Here is an 18,108-nt window from a genome sequence, read left to right as displayed (position 1 = left end):
TTTTGATTAACCAATATACCAGTTGGCAATCGAATAAAACAATGGAATACCAACCAATACGTTAAACGGAAAGGTAACTCCAAGTGCCAGTGTTAAATAGTAGGATGGGTTAGCCTCAGGGACCCCCATTCTCATCGCAGGAGGCACCGCAATATAGGATGCACTAGCCGCTAATATTGCGACTAACAGCGTGCCACCCACACTAAACTCTAGCAAAGTTGCCCCTACAAAAATACCGATCAAGCCGCCAATAATCGGCATTATGATACCAAAAGCCACTAAGGTAACACCTACTTTTTTAAAGGACTTCATGCGTTTTGCTGCTTCCATCCCCAAATCTAGTAAAAATAAGCAAAGCACCCCCATAAAAATCTCATGCGAGAATGGGTAAACTTTTTGCATGGCTTCAGGGCTGGCAACAGAACCAATCACCATGGCACCTAACAATAGAACTACACTGCCATTAGTTAGAGCTTCATGCAGCAAAGATCCCCAAGGTACATTTGCATCCTCAGATCCAGCACCTTCAACTTGCTGAAGTTTCCGGCGTGCCATGGCAGCCAATAAAAGGCCTATAATTATGGCTGGCGTTTCCATTACAACCATCATTATAATAGGGTAGGTTTCATGGTAAATACCCGAAGCCTCTAAAAAAGCAACCGCTGTAAGGAAAGTCCCTGCACTGACTGATCCATAGTGTGCAGTTATGGCTGCGGCATTCATCCGGTCAATCCGATCCCGGAAGCGCAAAATCATATAACCAATAACAGGAGTCAAAAAGCCAAGTACGACAGCCCAAAAAATCGATTTAATCGCGAGGCCCAACTCTGCATTTGCAAGCTCAGCACCACCTTTTAACCCAATAGCGATTAACAAATAAAGCGATAAACCCTTAGACATGCCATCAGGAAACTTTAAGTCAGATTTTATGGCCTTTGCAAACACACCCAAAGCAAAAAACAAAATTGCTGGAATAAGTATGGCATCTAAACCCATGGTTTATCTCCTATCAATTGATATCTTTCGAAACTATAGTAATATTAAAGCAATTTATTTTGATTGAATAATTGATAATAGAACTAGGTTCCATTGACTTGAAGCTATGGGTCATAGCTTACTTAAGTTAGTTTAAGCCATCCTCATCTTTAAACTTACTAAAGTAAGTACTCACAATCGTATTTGCCGACATATTCTCAATTTTAGTGAAGATCACATAACTTATAACCGCATGTATTGCTAAAGCTATCAATAAGCCTTCAAAGATCCCCACCTGATAAACTAATAGACCACAAACTGTTGCCAGCAACAGTGCATACGGTCCATGTTTTACAACGTGCAAAAGCCCTAAAATCATCTTTAATCCAACAAATACCATTATTATTCCTAAGGCAAATTTTGGAAGATACTCAAGGTATTGAATATTGATTACAAAGAATGTAATTAATATTCCAATAATCAATACAGAAAATTTAGTGTATGCGCCAGCAAGCTTGTTAGTTGAACTCTTAGCCAAACCATCCAGATTCGTCATGCCGCCAAAAAAACTAGAGCCCATGTTTGATACCCAGATGGATAATAAACTGTTATTACTGTTGCACTTGCGCTTTAGTGGATCAATCTTTTCAATTGCCGCGTTACTCATTACCTGTTCGATCACATCAATCACAGACAACATAACTGCAAAACCTATAGCATAAATCCATAGAGACCAGGTATCAAAAGTAGGCACAGGTAAAGCTAGACTAAGCTCAGCATCCTCAACATTTAGCATTGAAACAGGTAAAAACAAGGCTAGTAATATACCGAAAATAATCAGCGCAAAGTATGGCAGTGCTGGTTTAGTATCCTTATAACGTTTGAATAGCACGAAAAATAATAATGCACCAATTATTGACAAGAAAATAACCGTAACACGATCTGAAGATAGAAAATCACTCGACGAACTCACACCCGCAGGTAATTCATAAGTAAAAACAATAAATGCAAGTACTATTTTCAAGCCAATACCCGCAAGTAAACCCTCAACTAAATATGTTGGAACAGCCATTAAAATATATCGCTGCCAATTGTATTTCCAAATAATAGCTTGAAATGTAGCCGTCAGGAATATAATAAAAGCCATATTCTGGATACCAAAAGTAGCCACACCCATCGCTAATATTGGAGCTAAGCCTGCTGCAATTCCAGGAGCACCAATAAAATTACCTGGTTTAAACCAGGCAAACATCCAACCAATAAAAGAAGCAAACGCGACAGTTGCCAAACCCACTTGGATTGGATAATCCGACATTAATGCAATACCAATCGACAAAGGAATAGCCATTGCGGCTGTAATAACGCCAGCCTGAACATCTCGAATCAAATATTGTTTTTGAAACGCTGCACAGCTATCATTTGCACAAACTTTGTCTTGTTTAGGCGCTTCTTGTTGAGTTTCTTTAGCTATCATAATTAACAATACCACTTCATTTATGCATAAACGTATATTCTGTAGTAACCCTCAACAAATGTTGGAGTGTCTTTACCAGGCTTCATCACTTAAGCTTTTGGCTGTTTATGATTGTGGTTTAAGCATAACCTCTAAAGGTTTGCAAATTACTGTTCATAAAGACAATGGGTCATTTGTGCTTCACAAATCAGTCAGTTCACTTTTAATGATTATTACCATACTTATATATGGTTATTTTGAGCAACCCACATCAAGTTGCTTTCAAAAAAAAAGGCTGGTCATACCAGCCCTTTGGAATTTGGTTGCTGATAGATCTACATCTATCAGCAGTTTCTAAGCAAGTCAGGTTACCTAATTAAACTAAATTCAAAATCTTTGCCGCAACGTCTCGTTCCTTATCAGATAAGGTGCCGTCTTGTGCATAAATAATTAAACTCGCATAATCGCGACCAAAGCTAATGTTGGGATGAACCTCCATTTCTTCAGTTATCTGCGCAACCTCATCTAAAAAGTCACGCAGAGTTTCATAACCTTCAAAAACAAACTTAGCTTCTAAACTTGAGGCATTTTTACTTTCCTTCCAGTTTAGACTCATGCAAAACCTCCTTTCATAGGATGAGGTGCATGAGATTTGGCAATATAGTCAGCTGACCATTGGCGTATGCGATGAAGTTGAGTCACCTCTTCTTCATATAGTCGGCCAAATAATTCAGCATCACCAGTAGAACCAATATTTGCACTTAGCTTGTAAGCCTGTTCGTACAAATTAATTAACTGCATTTCACTTAACTCACAGATAGACAGCGCTTCAATAATATTAAAAGAAGGCTTAGACGGTGTTAAAACCGTACCCGAAGGTAAGGCACCGTGATCCACCATGCGCTCAGTTAATTCTGATGCATGGCGGAACTCTTCATTTGCAAGTTGCACAAATTCTTCAGCAAATTGATTTTCCATACGACTTTGGCACAAAGCAGCATGTGACAAATATTGTTGGGCAGCACTGAACTCTAGACTCATTGCTCTACCAAGAAAACCCAAAATCTGAGGATTCATGCTAGAGGAACTTGCAAGTTCACGTCTGGAATATTGCCCTACACCTGCCATAACACTATTTCTAGTTGCTCTTTGATAAGTCATAACCACTCCTTAAGCATGAGGTTAACCTCATGCTTACTGCAATATTTACAGACGAGAAGCTGGGTTAATACCTGCAGTTAAAACAGGCTCAACTTCTTTGTGCGGACGTGCAATGATGTGCGCAGCAACAAGGCCGTCACCAACACGCTCACAAGCATCAGCACCAGCGCGAACTGCGGCGTTAACGGCACCAGTTTCACCACGAACCAAAACAGTAACGTAACCACCACCAACAAATTCGCGTGTAACTAAACGAACTTCGGCAGCTTTAGTCATCGCGTCTGCAGCTTCGATTGCTGGAACCAAACCACGAGTTTCAATCATACCTAGTGCAATACCATATTCATTGCTCATTCTAAAATCTCCATAATGAATTTAAACGCTGTTTTGAGTTCGTAACAGGGTTAAAGTTCAGATGATTCTTTGAAGTTAACCTTGGATTAAGTTACCGTTCAAAATTGGATCAACTTCTTTGTGAGGACGTGCAATGATGTGTGCAGCAACAAGGCCGTCACCAACACGTTCACAAGCATCTGCGCCAGCACGAACTGCAGCATTTACAGCACCAGTCTCACCACGAACCATTACAGTTACGTAACCGCCACCAACGAAGTCACGAGAAACTAAACGAACTTCAGCCGCTTTAGTCATAGCATCAGCCGCTTCAATAGCTGGAACTAAACCACGAGTTTCGATCATACCCAATGCGATACCATATTCAGTAGACATATCATTCTCCTAATAAAAAAATTAAATTTAACAAATTACATTTAAAAAGTGAGTTCGTAACTGTTAAAAATACTTTTAAATCTTCCATGGCTATGGCCGATTTAAATCCTTACACTTAAGCGAGATAGTAACACCCCACCCCGAAAACAAACAACTCAAGACTCTTGCTCTGCCCAGTTGTCAATAATGCCACTGATAGTAAGATCTGTTAAATAACGATCATCACCAGCTGCGGTTCTTGCCGCCGAGTTGGCAATTGTAAAAACCCAATCACCAATCTTGCATCCTATAGGATCAAGTGCAACGGCAACACCGCCCGAAACACTTAATAAAACTTTTACAGGTAAATGACCCATGCCATCTAATCGACTCGTTAAAATTAGTCGATGAGTTACCTGATGTATCTCCACTAGTCTGTCTCCCATCTATCGATAATACCGACAATGGTTAAGTCACTTGGGTAGGCCTTAGTACCCGTTGCATCACGGGCGGCTGAGCTTCCGACACACAAAACCCAATCACCTGATTTACAACCAACCGGATCAACCGCAACTTGAGGGCTGCCATCTGGCTTATCTCTTACGATTAAAAGTGGCTTGTGATCCATTGTCGCAATACGATTTGTAGAAACAATCGCTTTATCAACCAACATAATCTTCATAGTATGTTAAAACCTAATTTACAACTTCGTAATGTACGCATTATCTTAATAAGCGCACTGCATAATCTTGTGCAACAAGTTGCAGTGTTAGCACTTCAATTAATAATTGAATATTAATTGAAGGCGTAAACGGTAAAGCATAAATCGCATCTAAAATATATTTTTGATGCGCCTGGGCAACCAAATCAATTGCTAATGCATCAGTCAAGGCATACAAACTTGATAAGTTAATTGTTTGCCTTGTCTGACCATCCGTAACACCTAACCATACAACCTTACTGCTTGGCGAACCTAAAACCAACTCAACCACCTTTTTTAAAGGTTTGTTCGTGGATTCTAGTTCTGATTCAGTCAAAAGTAACCTTGATGAATCGCGCCCTCGCTTATATTCATATTCCGTTAAGTCAGTTGTCGTTATTAAGACTCGGTCACCATTTACATGACGTAACTCGGCATGGTGAATCGTATATTTTTCCGACTTGTGTATTTCGCTCTCCTGTGTAAGCAATATAAAATCACTTACAAGCGAATTAACATACTTACACTTACTAGACTCACTCCACTGCCATGCAACGACTCGGTGCGGGTGCTTTTCAGCTGTTAATTTACGTAACAAATTTTTTATTGGAATAACCAGCCAATATAACGTTAAAACAAATCCACCAATTCTCGACTTGTTTTTTCGCTCTAACCGCTCCTTATCAAATACCTGATAAGGCACACGCAATCCAAGTTCACCTTGAATAGTCTGCTGTGCTATTACAGTAAAAAACTCATTATTTTTTGCTTTCTCAATTTCTTTGAGAACTTTTTTTACAACTTCTAACTCATTGCGCTTAGTAGCCCTTTTAAGCCAAAAGCTAGGCGTAACAAGTTGGTTAATATACCGAGTGTCAATTATTTCTAACTTGCCACCCGGTATAAAAGCATGCGATTCAGTCCTAGAATTTTCAACCAACTTATTGGCTAAATCGGGCTTAGTTACCACCTTACCAGAAGGGGAACGTACAACCTTTTTCGAGGACAAAGAAACTTTCATTTTCTTTAAGCGCGTGCTCCACCCGATACAGTTATGCTTGCACCACTAGTTGTGTTGCCAGAAGAACCTGTAATTGGGCTTATATCAGCAACCTGCGGATTAGTAACCGGTCTAAAATCATGTGCCCCCATTGATTGGCGTGTTTCCACACCACGCATTGAGACATTACGAGATTGTGACCATTTGCCTTCCGTTCCAGAAACTTTTCCATCACGACGCCAAGAATCACCGGTAATTGAAAAACCAGAATCGGCTCCATCTCCTGTTATTCTTGAAGCAACCGCTTTGTCAGCTTCATTGTGTTGCTCTGAACCAATCATAATTGGTGCCGGCTGAACCATAGGTGCAGAGTAAGCATTAGCACCATTAAACATAGCCGGTGCCTGAGCCATCATAGGTTGAGGCGCAGCCATAATCATCGTTGGATAATCTGACTCACCTGCCATAGAAGGCATACTAGACTGACACATAGCAGATGTATGATCTACACCCTGATATGGAGTACCACTCACAGAGCTACAAACGCCTTTTTGAGCACCAGTAAGACCTAAAGGTCCAGGCTGGCCGCCCGTTGTTGGCTTTGACTGAGGGGTGAACTTATTCGCGTCAGGTTTTAGACTTGAAGGTTCAACACCACAAGACTCAACAGCATCAAAACTTAAATATGAAGAGCCTGTTACACTTTTACACATACCTGCAGCCGCACCAGTGATTTTTCCGCCTAAACCAGCACGATCCCCGGTGATTTTCTGACCTGCAAATGTCTGTGATTGAATGGATTTTGTAGGTCCTGGTTGCAACTCATCATCACAACGTTCTTTACGAACTTCTTGTGATTGATACTGCCCACCAGTTACATTCTTACAAAAACCAGACTCATCGCCTGTAACAGGCTTATAAAAATTTACGTTTGTACCTGATACCGCTGCGCCGCCACCTGTATGAGAAACTTCATGTTTTTCAGACTGAGACATTATACTACCGCGTGCTTGACGTGTTGGTTCTTTGCCCATAGGCGCTGAACTAGACACGTACTGACTTCCGGTCACAGTACGCTGTGCACCTGCTTCTAATCCAGTCATGTCTTGGCGAGTATTCATACTTGGGCCAGATACCATTTGGTTTCTTACCGTTTTTGATTGACTCACTTTCGAAGGACCTGCTTCAGGCTTACTACCACAGAAAACTTCACCTTGATCAGCCGGCAAATATTCTGTACCAGTAACGCTACGACATTGTCCCGACTCTGTACCAGTCACTGACTTTGAAAAGCCAACTTCAGTTCCACTGACACTACGGCCGGATGCAGTTGTTGTCATTGCTACCTTTCTTGGATTAGGCTCTGGTTTAAAACTACACTTCGCTTGATATTCATCAGGGCCAGTATATTCAGTACCACTAATTACTCGGCAACCACCTGCTTCACTACCCGTCATCTTGTTGGTATTTGAAACAAGCGTTCCACTTACATCTTGATCATAAGATGTTTTCGCAACACCGACCTTCTCAGGTGCACTGTTACCAGACTTTTTTGACGCACGACCTGCTGGACGTTGTGAAGATGACGCCTTCACTTTACCGTGAGTAGCACGCTGCTCACGTACCTTCCGAGCAATATCACGACAACTTGCATTCGGATCAGTCGACGCATCAATGCAGGTTAATGCACTGTTTTGACTCATCTTAGCTTGCAATTTAGCCTTACCTTCACATGCGGCTTTTCTATAAGCCTTTGCAACTAAGCGACCTTTTGGTTGCACAGTAGCTGTTGGCTTGACAGCATTAACTTTTGCACGGTTTTTGCCAGCACTTGCAGGCGCAATATAACTCTGCTCTGCTGTTGCTGACTTCTCAACCGGCGTAGTATCAACCGCCGTTTCAACAGACTTTCTAGGCTGTCTAGTTGGCTGTGCGCCACCTCGTGAAGTTTTACCTTTAACCTGTTGCTTTCGACGCTCAATAGATGCTTTTCTACCTGCAGACATAGCTGGCTGCTGGGGAATAACATCTCTTGATCTTTTGCGACTTGACGGAGTGGGAACTTCCTCACTCCGCTCAGGCGCCGAACTCTTTACAGGTGCAGAGGTACTCTGGGAAAGTTCAGCATAATCAATCTTAGCTCCCTTACCCTTTGTTAATGCTTGACGTCTCGCACGAGCTAACGCGCGACCCGACAAGGCTTGAGTATTATCACTCATGCATAGCCTCCTAAGAGTTGGCCTTTCTAATTACAGACCACGTGGACGGTAAACAACAAACTCGTGACCTTTGCACTGAGCATAGTTGTCATAACCAACCATACGGATCAAGTGATCAGGGTAAGCACGTTTACACTCTTCAAGCTCAGCTAGAACTTGATCAGGGTTGCGCATGCCGAAGAAAGGCAGTTTCCACATACCCCAATAGCTTTCTCCACCATTTTCAGGAGTGTCATGCTCTAGACCAACTGTCCAGCCTTGGTTAATGATATAAACGATTTGATCGTAAATTTCGTCTTGAGTTAAAGGTGGCAAGAACGAAAAAGTTTCATAGGTGCGCGTTGTGCGGAAATCACCTGAAGCCATTACTGACATAGAATTCTCCTTAATCTAAATTAAATTGGTTAAAAATTAAGAGTCAAGCTTATCGACAGTGTCGAACTCAAACTTAATTTCTTTCCAAGTCTCTAGTGCAACTGCTAGCTCTGGGCTATGACGAGCTGCTTCACGAAGAATGTCTCCACCTTCACGCTCTAGTTCACGACCTTCATTACGGGCTTTAACACAGGCTTCCAAAGCAACACGGTTAGCCGCGGCACCAGCTGCGTTACCGCCTGGGTGACCTTGCGTACCACCACCAAACTGAAGAACTGAGTCATCACCAAAGATGTTTACCAACGCTGGCATATGCCATACGTGAATACCACCAGAAGCAACCGCAAATACACCAGGCATAGAAGCCCAGTCTTGATCGAAGAAAATACCACGTGAACGATCTTCAGGAACAAATGCTTCACGCAACTGATCAACAAAACCTAAAGTAGAAGCACGGTCACCTTCCAATTTACCAACAACAGTACCAGTATGAAGATGGTCACCACCAGACAAACGTAAACATTTTGCCAATACGCGGAAGTGAATACCATGGTTAGGGTTACGGTCAATTACAGCGTGCATTGCACGGTGAATGTGTAACAACATACCGTTTTTACGACACCAGTTAGCCAAAGACGTGTTAGCCGAGAAACCACCAGTCAAGAAGTCATGCATAACGATACGCACGCCTAACTCTTTCGCGTACTCCGCACGCTCCATCATGTCTTCACAAGTAGCGGCTGTTACGTTTAAGTAATGCCCTTTTACTTCACCAGTTTCAGCTTCTGCTTTGTTGATTGCATCAGCAACAAAAGAGAAACGATCTCTCCAGCGCTGGAACGGCTGTGAGTTGATGTTTTCATCATCTTTTGTTAAATCTAGACCACCACGCAAACATTCGTAAACAGCACGACCGTAGTTTTTAGCAGACAAACCAAGCTTAGGCTTGATAGTACAACCCAACATAGGACGACCATACTTGTTCAACTTGTCACGCTCAACCTGAATACCAGAGGGTGGGCCGCCACATGTTTTGATGTAAGCTACTGGGAAACGGATATCTTCAAGACGTAGTGAACGAACAGCTTTAAAGCCGAATACGTTACCAACCAATGAAGTCAATACGTTTACAACAGAACCTTCTTCGAAAAGGTCTAATGGGTAAGCGATAAACGCATAGAACGCATCTTTATTACCAGGAACCTCTTCAATTCTGTAACAACGACCTTTGTAGAACTCCATGTCTGTCAACAGGTCAGTCCATACAGTTGTCCAAGTACCAGTTGAAGATTCAGCCGCTACAGCCGCTGCAGCTTCTTCGCGCGGAACGCCAGCTTGTGGAATAACTTTAAAACACGCCAATAGATCTGTGTCTAGCGGAGTGTAGTCTGGTGTCCAATAGGTCAGCTTATAATCCTGTACACCAGCATTAAATGATTGATTTGCCATACTTAAATTACCTCTAATTTAAAGGTTGTTACGAACTCACTATATATATTAACCAAACCAACCCATATTGACCAATTGGAATAATCGATACATCCCATTAAACTTAATCTATGGGTTATGGCTTGAATAAGATCATACCAAATTACCAAAATATCATTTATTAAACAAGTACTTTAAAAAACTTCACCTAAATAACCTTCTATTTAAGTCAACCTTTCATCCTAGTCATTTCCAAGTTACAATAACCGAACATATAAAATTGATTATTAATATTTTTTACACCTATAAAAAGGGAGCACCTATGAGCTTTACTCTACCTGATCTTGGATATGACTATAATGCGTTGGAAGTGGCCGTTGATGCCCAAACTATGGAAATCCACCACACTAAACACCATCAAACCTATATCACCAATTTAAATAATGCTGTAGCTGGTACCGAAAACGAAGACAAAGACTTAATTGACTTGGTTAAAAATGCCGGCTCAACTTCACCAGCTGTTCGCAACAATGGCGGCGGTCACTGGAACCACAGTTTCTTCTGGGAACTTATGACGGCTGACAGCATGGGCGCGCCACAAGGCGAATTAGCTGACCAAATCAAATCTACCTTTGGTGATTTTGATACATTCAAAACACAATTTACGCAAGCTGGCTTAACTCGATTTGGTTCTGGTTGGGCTTGGTTGATTGTAAATGGTGAAGGCAAGTTACAAATTACTTCTACACCTAATCAAGACAACCCATTAATGGATGTGGCCGAAGTGAAAGGTTCACCAATTTTAGGTCTTGATGTTTGGGAACACGCTTATTACTTGCGTTACCAGAACCGTCGCCCTGACTATATCAATGCATGGTGGGACGTGGTTAATTGGAATAAAGTATCTGAGCTTTATCAAAACTACAAGTAATTGTATTTCGCAGCTAACTACTTAACCTTAGCAGGGGGCGGATTTTCCGCCCTTTTTTATTTGAGCCCCTCACAAAATACTGCGAACAAATTAAAGACCAGTCACACCCCAAAAAAAATCAATTAAACTATAAAAGTCAGTAAAATACGTTTTATTTATTTTTTCTATTATCGGCCCATCTCGACACTTCTTTTCAGACCGAGAGCACCAAGTTGTAACCAAGAGGGTTCGTGAACAATGTATCTAAGAGCAAAACTCGTTAATACACTCATGCTAATCGGCTTGCTGCTCTCTTTTATACCCAGCACACATGCTACACAACAAAACAGTATTAGCTTTACACAAGAAAATGATTTTTTTTCCGGATCAGATGGTCATTACACCAATGGTTTACGTTTTGCATGGGTTTCAGGTACGAATAGTCCCACGCCTAATTGGGCTGCCAATGTCGCCCGTTTTGTGCCCTGGTTTCCTGAAAAACAAACTATTCGCCATGGTTATGCAATTGGCCAAAGTATGTTCACCCCAAGACATACACGTGATACTGATCCAGACATAAATGACCGCCCTTATGCCGGTTGGCTATATGGTTCAATTGGATTAATTGCAGAGCAAGATCAACAGTTAGATATTTTGAGCTTAACCATCGGAGTAGTTGGACCATCATCTTTAGCCGGCGAAACACAAACAGCATTTCATGATTTAATTAGCTCACCCCAGCCCATGGGATGGGATAAGCAACTCGAAGACGAACTTGGTCTAAATCTAATGTTCCAGCGAAACTGGCGTGGTTTGAGCCGCACACAGGTTAATGACCACCAACTCGATTACACTCCTCACGTGGGCTTTACGCTTGGTAACATCTATACCTACGCCAATGGAGGTATAACGCTAAGGTTTGGCGAAAACCTACCATTTGATTATGGCCCCCCACGTGTACAACATGGCCTACCAACCGTCACCGACTTTTCACATCATAAAAACTTCAACCACTACTGGTTTGCTGGCATTGAAACACGTTTGGTGGCAAAAAATATTTTCTTAGACGGTAATACCTTTGTCGACAGCCGTCGAGTTAATAAAAACCCACTAGTCGCTGATTTACAGTTTGGTGTCATTGTCGACTGGGAAAGTTCTCGTTTAAGTTACACTCATGTATTTCGCACACCAGAATTCGATACCCAAGGTCGCATCGACTCATTTGGTGCCCTCACTTACTCATTACGTTATTAGCACCAGACCCGCATGTTAATAATCCAAACTTAGGAATGTATATGTCAAAAAAAGTCTACTGTTTAGCGCAGTTTTTACCTAAGAAAGGTAAAGAGCCCGAATTATTTAAGATTTTGCAGTCTCTAGAGCCTAACACCCTGCGCGAAGATGGCTGCATCCAGTATCGCGTAACCCGACAAATTTCTAGCCCGTTTGCGGATGGTGAAAGCTTTCCATTGGTATTTAATGAGATTTGGCAAAGCATGGCACATTTCGAAGCCCACTGTCAGCGTCCAGAAATCGTGAATTTCTTCCAAACCTACTGTGTCTCGGAAACCGGTCTCGCGGCTAAATGGAATGTGTGCGTTTATACTGATGAGCCAGAAAATTACGATGCGCCCAAATTAGTATAAATAAGAAAATAACGAATGTTTAATGAGAAAAATCGAGTTTGATTACAAAAGTGCACAACTGCGTTGTGCACTTAATCATTCAACCCTATCGATTAAGGTCTAACGTAAATATAGCCCTTACCTTGTAGGTAAGCCAGTTCGGCCACACCCGCTGGCACAACATCAGTTTCTTTAACATCTTTTAATGTACGCCAATCAACATTACGGGCCTTCAGCGTATTGTTGCAAATCGAAAAACCCACACCTTGCGAACGCAAGTTGTCAATCGCCGATACAATTTCTGGTTTTGTCGTTTCTAGCGCCGACATACCACCAGCAAATACCACCACTTTCAAATCCATATTATCTGCACCTACAGCTCTAACATGGTTATTGATGTTACGTAAGATCTGCACCTGCATATCCACGTTGCTGGTGTTCATCTGGTAAACAACTTTCTGGTTACCATAAGGCTCATGTGTAATATTTGGCTTAACATACTCTGCCTGGGCACTAAAGGCCATAATCCATAAGGTAGCGATGCCAGCTAGTAATTTCTTCATGCTTGTAAACTCCTATTGTTATTTTTAAAGCGAATTCATTCTATGCAACAACCTGATAGTTCGCGCGCTGAATATTATAATTGGCATATAGAACTAACTAATAACCCAGTTATATACTAAGGTTTAGCTTTAAACTTGATTAAAGAAAACCTAGGTCGAATTATTCCTCAATAATCTCGGAGTGTATAATGTCACTTAACGTTTTCAGCTACTTTCATTTACATGAGTTAAAACAATGACATTGGATCACGCTTCAAACCAATACAAAGCCCTTGGTCACCCAGCACGTTTGCGTATTGTTAATCTGCTAAGTCAACAAGACTCATTATGTGTCTGTGAAGTCATGCGTGTGTTGGATTTTGGTCAAAGCTTTGTCTCGCGCCACTTAGCCATTTTGCGTGATGCCGACCTGGTAATGGCCGAAAAGAAGGGGACATGGGCACATTATCGCTTGTTACCGGCCGCCGCCCCCCTTTTATCGGCGATTGATTTAACCCAAATTACCGAATTACAAGCCGACTTAGCACGTTTAAAACTGTCGGCTTGCGAAACTTGTTAAGCCGTTAGCTAAGGAATCCAGCCATGCGAATAGTGTTATTCAGTTTCATCCTCAGCTTATTACCAGGCCTGGTACTGGGCCAATCCAAAACCGCAGCGGAGATTATCGAAGCGTCACTAGACTTATGGCGCGGGGATACTTCCTATAGCGTCACCGAAATGATCATACATCGGCCTGAGTGGCAACGCGAAATGCGTTTAGAAGGCTGGACTCGTGGAATGAAAGACTCGTTGATTCGATTTGTGTATCCACCGCGGGATGCCGACAACGCTACGCTTAAACTTGATAACGAAATGTGGATTTTTACCCCCAAGCTTAATCGCGTCACCAAATTACCCGCCAGCATGATGACTCAGTCATGGATGGGATCAGACTTTTCTTATAACGATTTAGCACGCTCCGACCAAACCCTAGATAACTACACGCACACATTATTGGAAACACGCCAACAAGACGGCTTTGAGGTTTATATTATCGAAGCCATTCCCAAGGCGAATGCGCCCGTAGTCTGGGGCAAAGAAGTCGCCAAAATTCGTGGGGATTATGTCATGTTAGAAAACGTGTTTTATGATCAGTCTATGCAAGAAGTGAAACGTTTACAAACGCTTAAAATTGAAGACATAGATGGGCGGCCGTTTCCAACCGTGATGCGTATTACCAATGCGGACAAACCAGACCAGTGGACCGAAATCCGCACCAGCCAGGTGATGATTAATATTGATTTGCCAGACTATTTATTCACCCTAGCCAATCTTCAGCGCCCCCGACCGTGGAAGCCCTGAAGAGCCATATCAAAACTTAATTAAATCGCACCACGACGCTGAGCTAGTAGTCCGATAATATAGAAAAGTCCGATCACAGCGACACCCAACCAAACATCCCCCGTGCTCGCTAACAAATCAATCAGCATCGGCGTAAGATAATTGGCAAGTAAGGCAAAGCCAAACGCACAAAACAAAATAAACACGGTCAGACGCAAAAAGAAATGCAGTCCACCGATTTGTTTTTTCAAAATTGAGGTTAAATCGTCGCCATAAATGACTAACAAAGTTGCCATCATAGCAAAACCAATTTCACCCATATATGGGCGCACCCAGCCTGAAAGCATGACCAAAAAATCGGTCAAAAAATTTGTTTCCATACTATACTCTCCATAAGGTTGTAGAACATCGTGAGTTATCATAGCAAAAAATACTCAGCCTGCACGTGTGCTTTTTATGCTTTTGAAAACGAATTAAACTCCCGGTCAAGTATTTAGGATAAAAAATGGGATTGAGCTTTCTCACCAAACTCGCTTGGCGCAACCTCTGGCGCCATCCAAAACGTACCGTTATGACCGTGCTCGCCATGACGCTTACCAGTGCGTTATTTATTTTTATGCTTGCGTTTCAGCTGGGTTCTTACGACAGCATGAAAATCAACGCCTTGAGTTTATTGGATGGCTACGCTCAATTCCAACATCCTGACTATCTCGACACCCCCTCGTTGCGAAATAGTTTTGAAATCCAACCCGAGTTAGAAGCCCAACTCAACCAACTACCAGGCCTGGTAACACTAGGTTATCGGACTCAGGCATTTGGCTTATTGAGTGCGGGCGATCGCAACCAAGGGTCGATGGTTTTAGGCGTGCAACCACAAGTCGAACCTCAAATTTCGCGCCTCGCCAGTCTAATTAAACAAGGCCGTTTTCTTACACAAGACGACTCAGCTCACATGTTGATTGGTACAACCTTAGCGCAACGATTAAATTTAGGCATTGGTGACGAAATTCAGCTGCTTGGCCAAGATAAAGACGGCAGCTTGGCCGCCGACATTTTCACCCTCGTTGGTATCTTTGATTCCGGCTCGCCCGATCTTGATCGTCAACTTGCACTCATCCCGTTTGATTATGCACAAACCTTATTTGTGTTGCCCAATCAAGCGCATCAGTTAGCTCTGATTACCGACCCTTTTCAACAAATCAATCAACTCGAACCCCAATTACGTGCACTCGCTGAGCAATACAATATCACTTATCGCAACTGGCGCGAGCTCCAGCCTGGCGTCGCGCAGGGCATTGATTTAGATTATTACTCCGGCTTTATCTGGTATGTGGCGATCTTATTTATCGTCGTATTGATTCTATTTAACACGCTGCTTATGTCGGTATTAGAGCGCGAACGCGAATTTGGTTTGATGTTATCACTCGGTTTATCACGCAAACAACTCGCCTGGCTCACCCAAATAGAAACCCATCTAACCTTAAGTTTAGGTTTGATTTTAGGCATCACGCTGGGCATTTTAATTACCCTGTATTTTTACCAAACCGGCATTACCATTCCCGGCACCGAAGAAATGTTTGCCCAATACGGCATGAATGCCACTACTTATCCGAACCTAACCATGATGGCGATTTGGTTTGCACCGGGTTTTTTATGGTTAAGCACTTGGCTGATGTCCGCGATGGTCGTGTGGCGTATTTTCGGCCTGCATCCGTTATCTGGGAGACAAACCAAATGAGCGTGCGTTTATCCACTTTTGCCTGGCGTAACTTATGGCGTAATGCACGCCGAACCCTCGTGTTAATCAGCGTGTTTACGCTGGGCATTTTCACCATGCTACTGATTCAAAGCTTTTTGCAAGGCTGGATGAAAAGCACTTTCGAAACCACCTATAAAAACCTAGCCGAGCCCATTCAAATCCACCATCCAGATTACATTGACGAACCCGAAGTTGAACACTTTTTCGACTTTAATGCCCAGCTTAAACAGCAACTCGAAAGCACACCCGGCCTTCAAATTGCACCACGTATACGAGTCAATGCCACCATGCAAAGTGAATACGACAGCGTCTCGGTTATGATTGTCGGTTTCGATCCGAAAGCCGAAGCTAACCTGTCTTTCTTAAGCGAATCCATGCTAGCCGGTGACTATCAACGCGAAGTACCAGGCCTGGTGATCGGCGAAAAACTGGCTAAACGCTTAACCACACAACTTGATCGACGCGTGGTACTAATGGCGCAAAAAAATGGCGGCGGTTTAGCCGAAATCGGCCTACCCATACAAGGTCTCTATAAACACGCCGACCCACGCATTGAAGAAAGCCTGGTATTTATGCCGATCGACACCGCCGCCAACTGGCTTAATATCCCACAAGGCCTTCACGAAATAGGCATCGTGCCCGCCACCGACAACAAACTCGACATTCAAACTTTAAGCGCCAACCTGCAAGCCGCGTTTCCTGACCTAAGTGTGCAAACCATTTGGCAACGCCAACCGATTTTAGAAGCCACCTTAGAACTCTCAGAAAACATGATCTGGATTTGGCTAGGCTTTGTGTTATTGCTCATGATGCTAGGCATGCTCAATACCTTAATGATGTCGCTCTACGAACGTCAAAAAGAGTTTAACCTTCTGTATTCGCTAGGCATCAAACCCCTGCGTTTGCGCCTGCTGGTTGTCTATGAGATTGGTTTAATTTTACTCGTCTCCACCTTATTAGCCATCGCACTTATGCTGGGGCTCGTGGCCTGGATCGGGGACGGCATCGAACTCAAACGTTTCGCCCAAGGGGCGGCGCAATTTGGCATGGGCACGACGCTATACTTGTTAATTGATCTGCCCAAATGGACACAAGTGCTCGTGGCCACCTTATCCACCACCATTGTGTTTAGCCTATGGCCGATTTGGCGCGCCACGCGTCATAACCGACTGCAAGCTCGTTAACTTTACAAAGGATGCCTATGCAACCGATTTTAGAAATCCAACAACTTTGCAAACACTATCACGATGGCGACAAGTTGATTCAAGCGGTCGACCAAGTAAGCCTGACCATCGAAAAAGGCGAGTTCATTTCGTTATATGGCCCATCCGGTTCGGGCAAAACCACCTTATTAAACTTAATCGGCGGGCTAGAGCGACCAGATAGCGGAGACATTCTGCTTAACGGGCAATCCACCCCCAAGCTCGATGCCGATCAACTCACCGACTTACGCCTAAATAAAATCGGCTTTATCTTTCAATCTTACAATCTCATCCCGGTATTTAGTGCGCTCGAAAACGTCGCGTTTATTATGCAAATGCAAGGCCAAGACAAAGCCAGCACACTAGCGCGTGCACACGAAGTCTTAAAAGCGGTCGGTTTAGAAGGACTAGAAAATAGGCGACCAGCGCATCTTTCCGGCGGTCAACAACAACGTGTCGCGATTGCACGCGCCATCGCCGCAAAGCCCAGCTTAGTCTTAGCCGACGAACCCACCGCTAACCTCGACAGTCAAAACTCACGCGCGCTGATTGAACTGCTAAAACAGCTAAACGAAGAACTGAATATGACCTTTATTATCACTAGCCACGATCCCGAAGTGATTCATTTCGCCCCACGCCAAATTCAACTACGTGACGGCCAAGTCGTATCGGATGATTTAGCTACAAATAAGAGTTAATCCATAATTAAA

At 42.9% G+C, this 18,108-nt stretch carries 22 protein-coding genes; 8 read left to right on the top strand and 14 right to left on the bottom strand.

What is annotated here, in order from left to right; all coding sequences use genetic code 11:
* Window positions 1-6: 6 nt before the first annotated feature.
* The 12 genes from N746_RS0101665 to N746_RS0101605 form a co-directional block, all read right to left on the bottom strand.
* Window positions 7-996, bottom strand: coding sequence for a sodium-dependent bicarbonate transport family permease (locus N746_RS0101665; protein WP_029933629.1), 990 nt, complete (start codon window positions 994-996; stop codon window positions 7-9).
* Window positions 997-1,123: 127 nt separating this feature from the next.
* On the bottom strand, window positions 1,124-2,449 hold the full coding sequence (locus tag N746_RS0101660) for a SulP family inorganic anion transporter (RefSeq protein ID WP_051678447.1): 1,326 nt from the start codon (window positions 2,447-2,449) through the stop codon (window positions 1,124-1,126).
* A 355-nt stretch (window positions 2,450-2,804) separates the two neighbouring features.
* A complete protein-coding gene (locus N746_RS0101655; RefSeq protein ID WP_029933627.1) occupies window positions 2,805-3,044 on the bottom strand; it encodes a 4a-hydroxytetrahydrobiopterin dehydratase in 240 nt (79 codons plus the stop codon).
* Window positions 3,041-3,589, bottom strand: coding sequence for a ferritin-like domain-containing protein (locus N746_RS0101650; protein WP_051678446.1), 549 nt, complete (start codon window positions 3,587-3,589; stop codon window positions 3,041-3,043). The genes N746_RS0101655 and N746_RS0101650 overlap by 4 nt, the downstream gene beginning before the upstream one ends.
* A gap of 45 nt (window positions 3,590-3,634) precedes the next feature.
* Window positions 3,635-3,943, bottom strand: coding sequence for an alpha-carboxysome major shell protein CsoS1 (gene csoS1, locus N746_RS0101645; RefSeq protein WP_029933625.1), 309 nt, complete (start codon window positions 3,941-3,943; stop codon window positions 3,635-3,637).
* A gap of 75 nt (window positions 3,944-4,018) precedes the next feature.
* Window positions 4,019-4,318, bottom strand: coding sequence for an alpha-carboxysome major shell protein CsoS1 (csoS1, locus tag N746_RS0101640; RefSeq protein ID WP_029933624.1), 300 nt, complete (start codon window positions 4,316-4,318; stop codon window positions 4,019-4,021).
* 155 nt (window positions 4,319-4,473) lie between these two features.
* Window positions 4,474-4,728 (bottom strand): carboxysome peptide B, encoded by a 255-nt coding sequence (locus tag N746_RS0101630; protein ID WP_029933623.1) that lies wholly within the window; start codon window positions 4,726-4,728, stop codon window positions 4,474-4,476.
* The gene (gene csoS4 / locus N746_RS0101625; protein WP_029933622.1) at window positions 4,728-4,979 is read right to left on the bottom strand and encodes an alpha-carboxysome shell vertex protein CsoS4; all 252 of its coding nucleotides are present in this window, start codon (window positions 4,977-4,979) and stop codon (window positions 4,728-4,730) included. Before csoS4 ends, N746_RS0101630 begins: the two co-directional genes overlap by 1 nt.
* A gap of 40 nt (window positions 4,980-5,019) precedes the next feature.
* The gene (locus tag N746_RS0101620; protein WP_029933621.1) at window positions 5,020-6,018 is read right to left on the bottom strand and encodes a hypothetical protein; all 999 of its coding nucleotides are present in this window, start codon (window positions 6,016-6,018) and stop codon (window positions 5,020-5,022) included.
* Between the two features lie 5 nt (window positions 6,019-6,023).
* Complete coding sequence (locus tag N746_RS0101615) at window positions 6,024-8,003, bottom strand: CsoS2 family carboxysome shell protein (RefSeq protein WP_245603315.1); 1,980 nt, start codon at window positions 8,001-8,003, stop codon at window positions 6,024-6,026.
* A 243-nt stretch (window positions 8,004-8,246) separates the two neighbouring features.
* A complete protein-coding gene (locus N746_RS0101610; RefSeq protein WP_029933619.1) occupies window positions 8,247-8,591 on the bottom strand; it encodes a ribulose bisphosphate carboxylase small subunit in 345 nt (114 codons plus the stop codon).
* A 36-nt stretch (window positions 8,592-8,627) separates the two neighbouring features.
* The gene (locus N746_RS0101605) at window positions 8,628-10,040 is read right to left on the bottom strand and encodes a form I ribulose bisphosphate carboxylase large subunit (protein ID WP_029933618.1); all 1,413 of its coding nucleotides are present in this window, start codon (window positions 10,038-10,040) and stop codon (window positions 8,628-8,630) included.
* 301 nt (window positions 10,041-10,341) lie between these two features.
* On the opposite strand from N746_RS0101605, the gene N746_RS0101600 reads away from it, so the two are divergent.
* From N746_RS0101600 to N746_RS0101590, 3 genes are all read left to right on the top strand, one after another.
* Window positions 10,342-10,950, top strand: coding sequence for a superoxide dismutase (locus N746_RS0101600; RefSeq protein ID WP_029933617.1), 609 nt, complete (start codon window positions 10,342-10,344; stop codon window positions 10,948-10,950).
* A 237-nt stretch (window positions 10,951-11,187) separates the two neighbouring features.
* The gene (locus N746_RS0101595) at window positions 11,188-12,183 is read left to right on the top strand and encodes a lipid A deacylase LpxR family protein (protein ID WP_029933616.1); all 996 of its coding nucleotides are present in this window, start codon (window positions 11,188-11,190) and stop codon (window positions 12,181-12,183) included.
* Window positions 12,184-12,224: 41 nt separating this feature from the next.
* On the top strand, window positions 12,225-12,575 hold the full coding sequence (locus N746_RS0101590) for a putative quinol monooxygenase (RefSeq protein WP_029933615.1): 351 nt from the start codon (window positions 12,225-12,227) through the stop codon (window positions 12,573-12,575).
* A 92-nt stretch (window positions 12,576-12,667) separates the two neighbouring features.
* Here the strand turns inward: N746_RS0101590 and N746_RS0101585 are convergent, their stop codons facing one another.
* Window positions 12,668-13,117, bottom strand: a complete 450-nt coding sequence (locus tag N746_RS0101585; RefSeq protein ID WP_029933614.1) for a DsrE family protein — start codon at window positions 13,115-13,117, stop codon at window positions 12,668-12,670.
* A 235-nt stretch (window positions 13,118-13,352) separates the two neighbouring features.
* Here N746_RS0101585 and N746_RS0101580 point away from each other — a divergent pair, with 235 nt between their 5' ends.
* Together N746_RS0101580 and N746_RS0101575 are read left to right on the top strand one after the other, a co-directional pair.
* Window positions 13,353-13,676 (top strand): ArsR/SmtB family transcription factor, encoded by a 324-nt coding sequence (locus N746_RS0101580; RefSeq protein ID WP_029933613.1) that lies wholly within the window; start codon window positions 13,353-13,355, stop codon window positions 13,674-13,676.
* A 23-nt stretch (window positions 13,677-13,699) separates the two neighbouring features.
* Window positions 13,700-14,458: an outer membrane lipoprotein-sorting protein gene (locus N746_RS0101575; protein WP_029933612.1), complete on the top strand. Its 759-nt coding sequence runs from the start codon at window positions 13,700-13,702 to the stop codon at window positions 14,456-14,458.
* Between the two features lie 20 nt (window positions 14,459-14,478).
* Here the strand turns inward: N746_RS0101575 and N746_RS0101570 are convergent, their stop codons facing one another.
* Window positions 14,479-14,817, bottom strand: a complete 339-nt coding sequence (locus N746_RS0101570) for a DUF3392 domain-containing protein (protein WP_029933611.1) — start codon at window positions 14,815-14,817, stop codon at window positions 14,479-14,481.
* Between the two features lie 125 nt (window positions 14,818-14,942).
* Here N746_RS0101570 and N746_RS0101565 point away from each other — a divergent pair, with 125 nt between their 5' ends.
* Genes N746_RS0101565 through N746_RS0101555 form a run of 3 tightly spaced genes read left to right on the top strand, consistent with a single transcriptional unit; the run spans window position 14,943 to window position 18,096 of the window.
* Entirely contained in the window at window positions 14,943-16,175 is a 1,233-nt protein-coding gene (locus N746_RS0101565; RefSeq protein ID WP_029933610.1) for an ABC transporter permease, read from the top strand.
* Window positions 16,091-17,380, top strand: coding sequence for an ABC transporter permease (locus tag N746_RS0101560; RefSeq protein ID WP_081835958.1), 1,290 nt, complete (start codon window positions 16,091-16,093; stop codon window positions 17,378-17,380). Before N746_RS0101565 ends, N746_RS0101560 begins: the two co-directional genes overlap by 85 nt.
* Before the next feature lie 17 nt (window positions 17,381-17,397).
* Window positions 17,398-18,096: an ABC transporter ATP-binding protein gene (locus N746_RS0101555; RefSeq protein WP_029933608.1), complete on the top strand. Its 699-nt coding sequence runs from the start codon at window positions 17,398-17,400 to the stop codon at window positions 18,094-18,096.
* The last annotated feature ends 12 nt before the right edge of the window (window positions 18,097-18,108 follow it).

The sequence above is a fragment of the Thiomicrospira pelophila DSM 1534 genome (assembly GCF_000711195.1).
Lineage (GTDB): Bacteria > Pseudomonadota > Gammaproteobacteria > Thiomicrospirales > Thiomicrospiraceae > Thiomicrospira > Thiomicrospira pelophila.
This window is presented reverse-complemented; position numbering and strand designations above follow the sequence as displayed.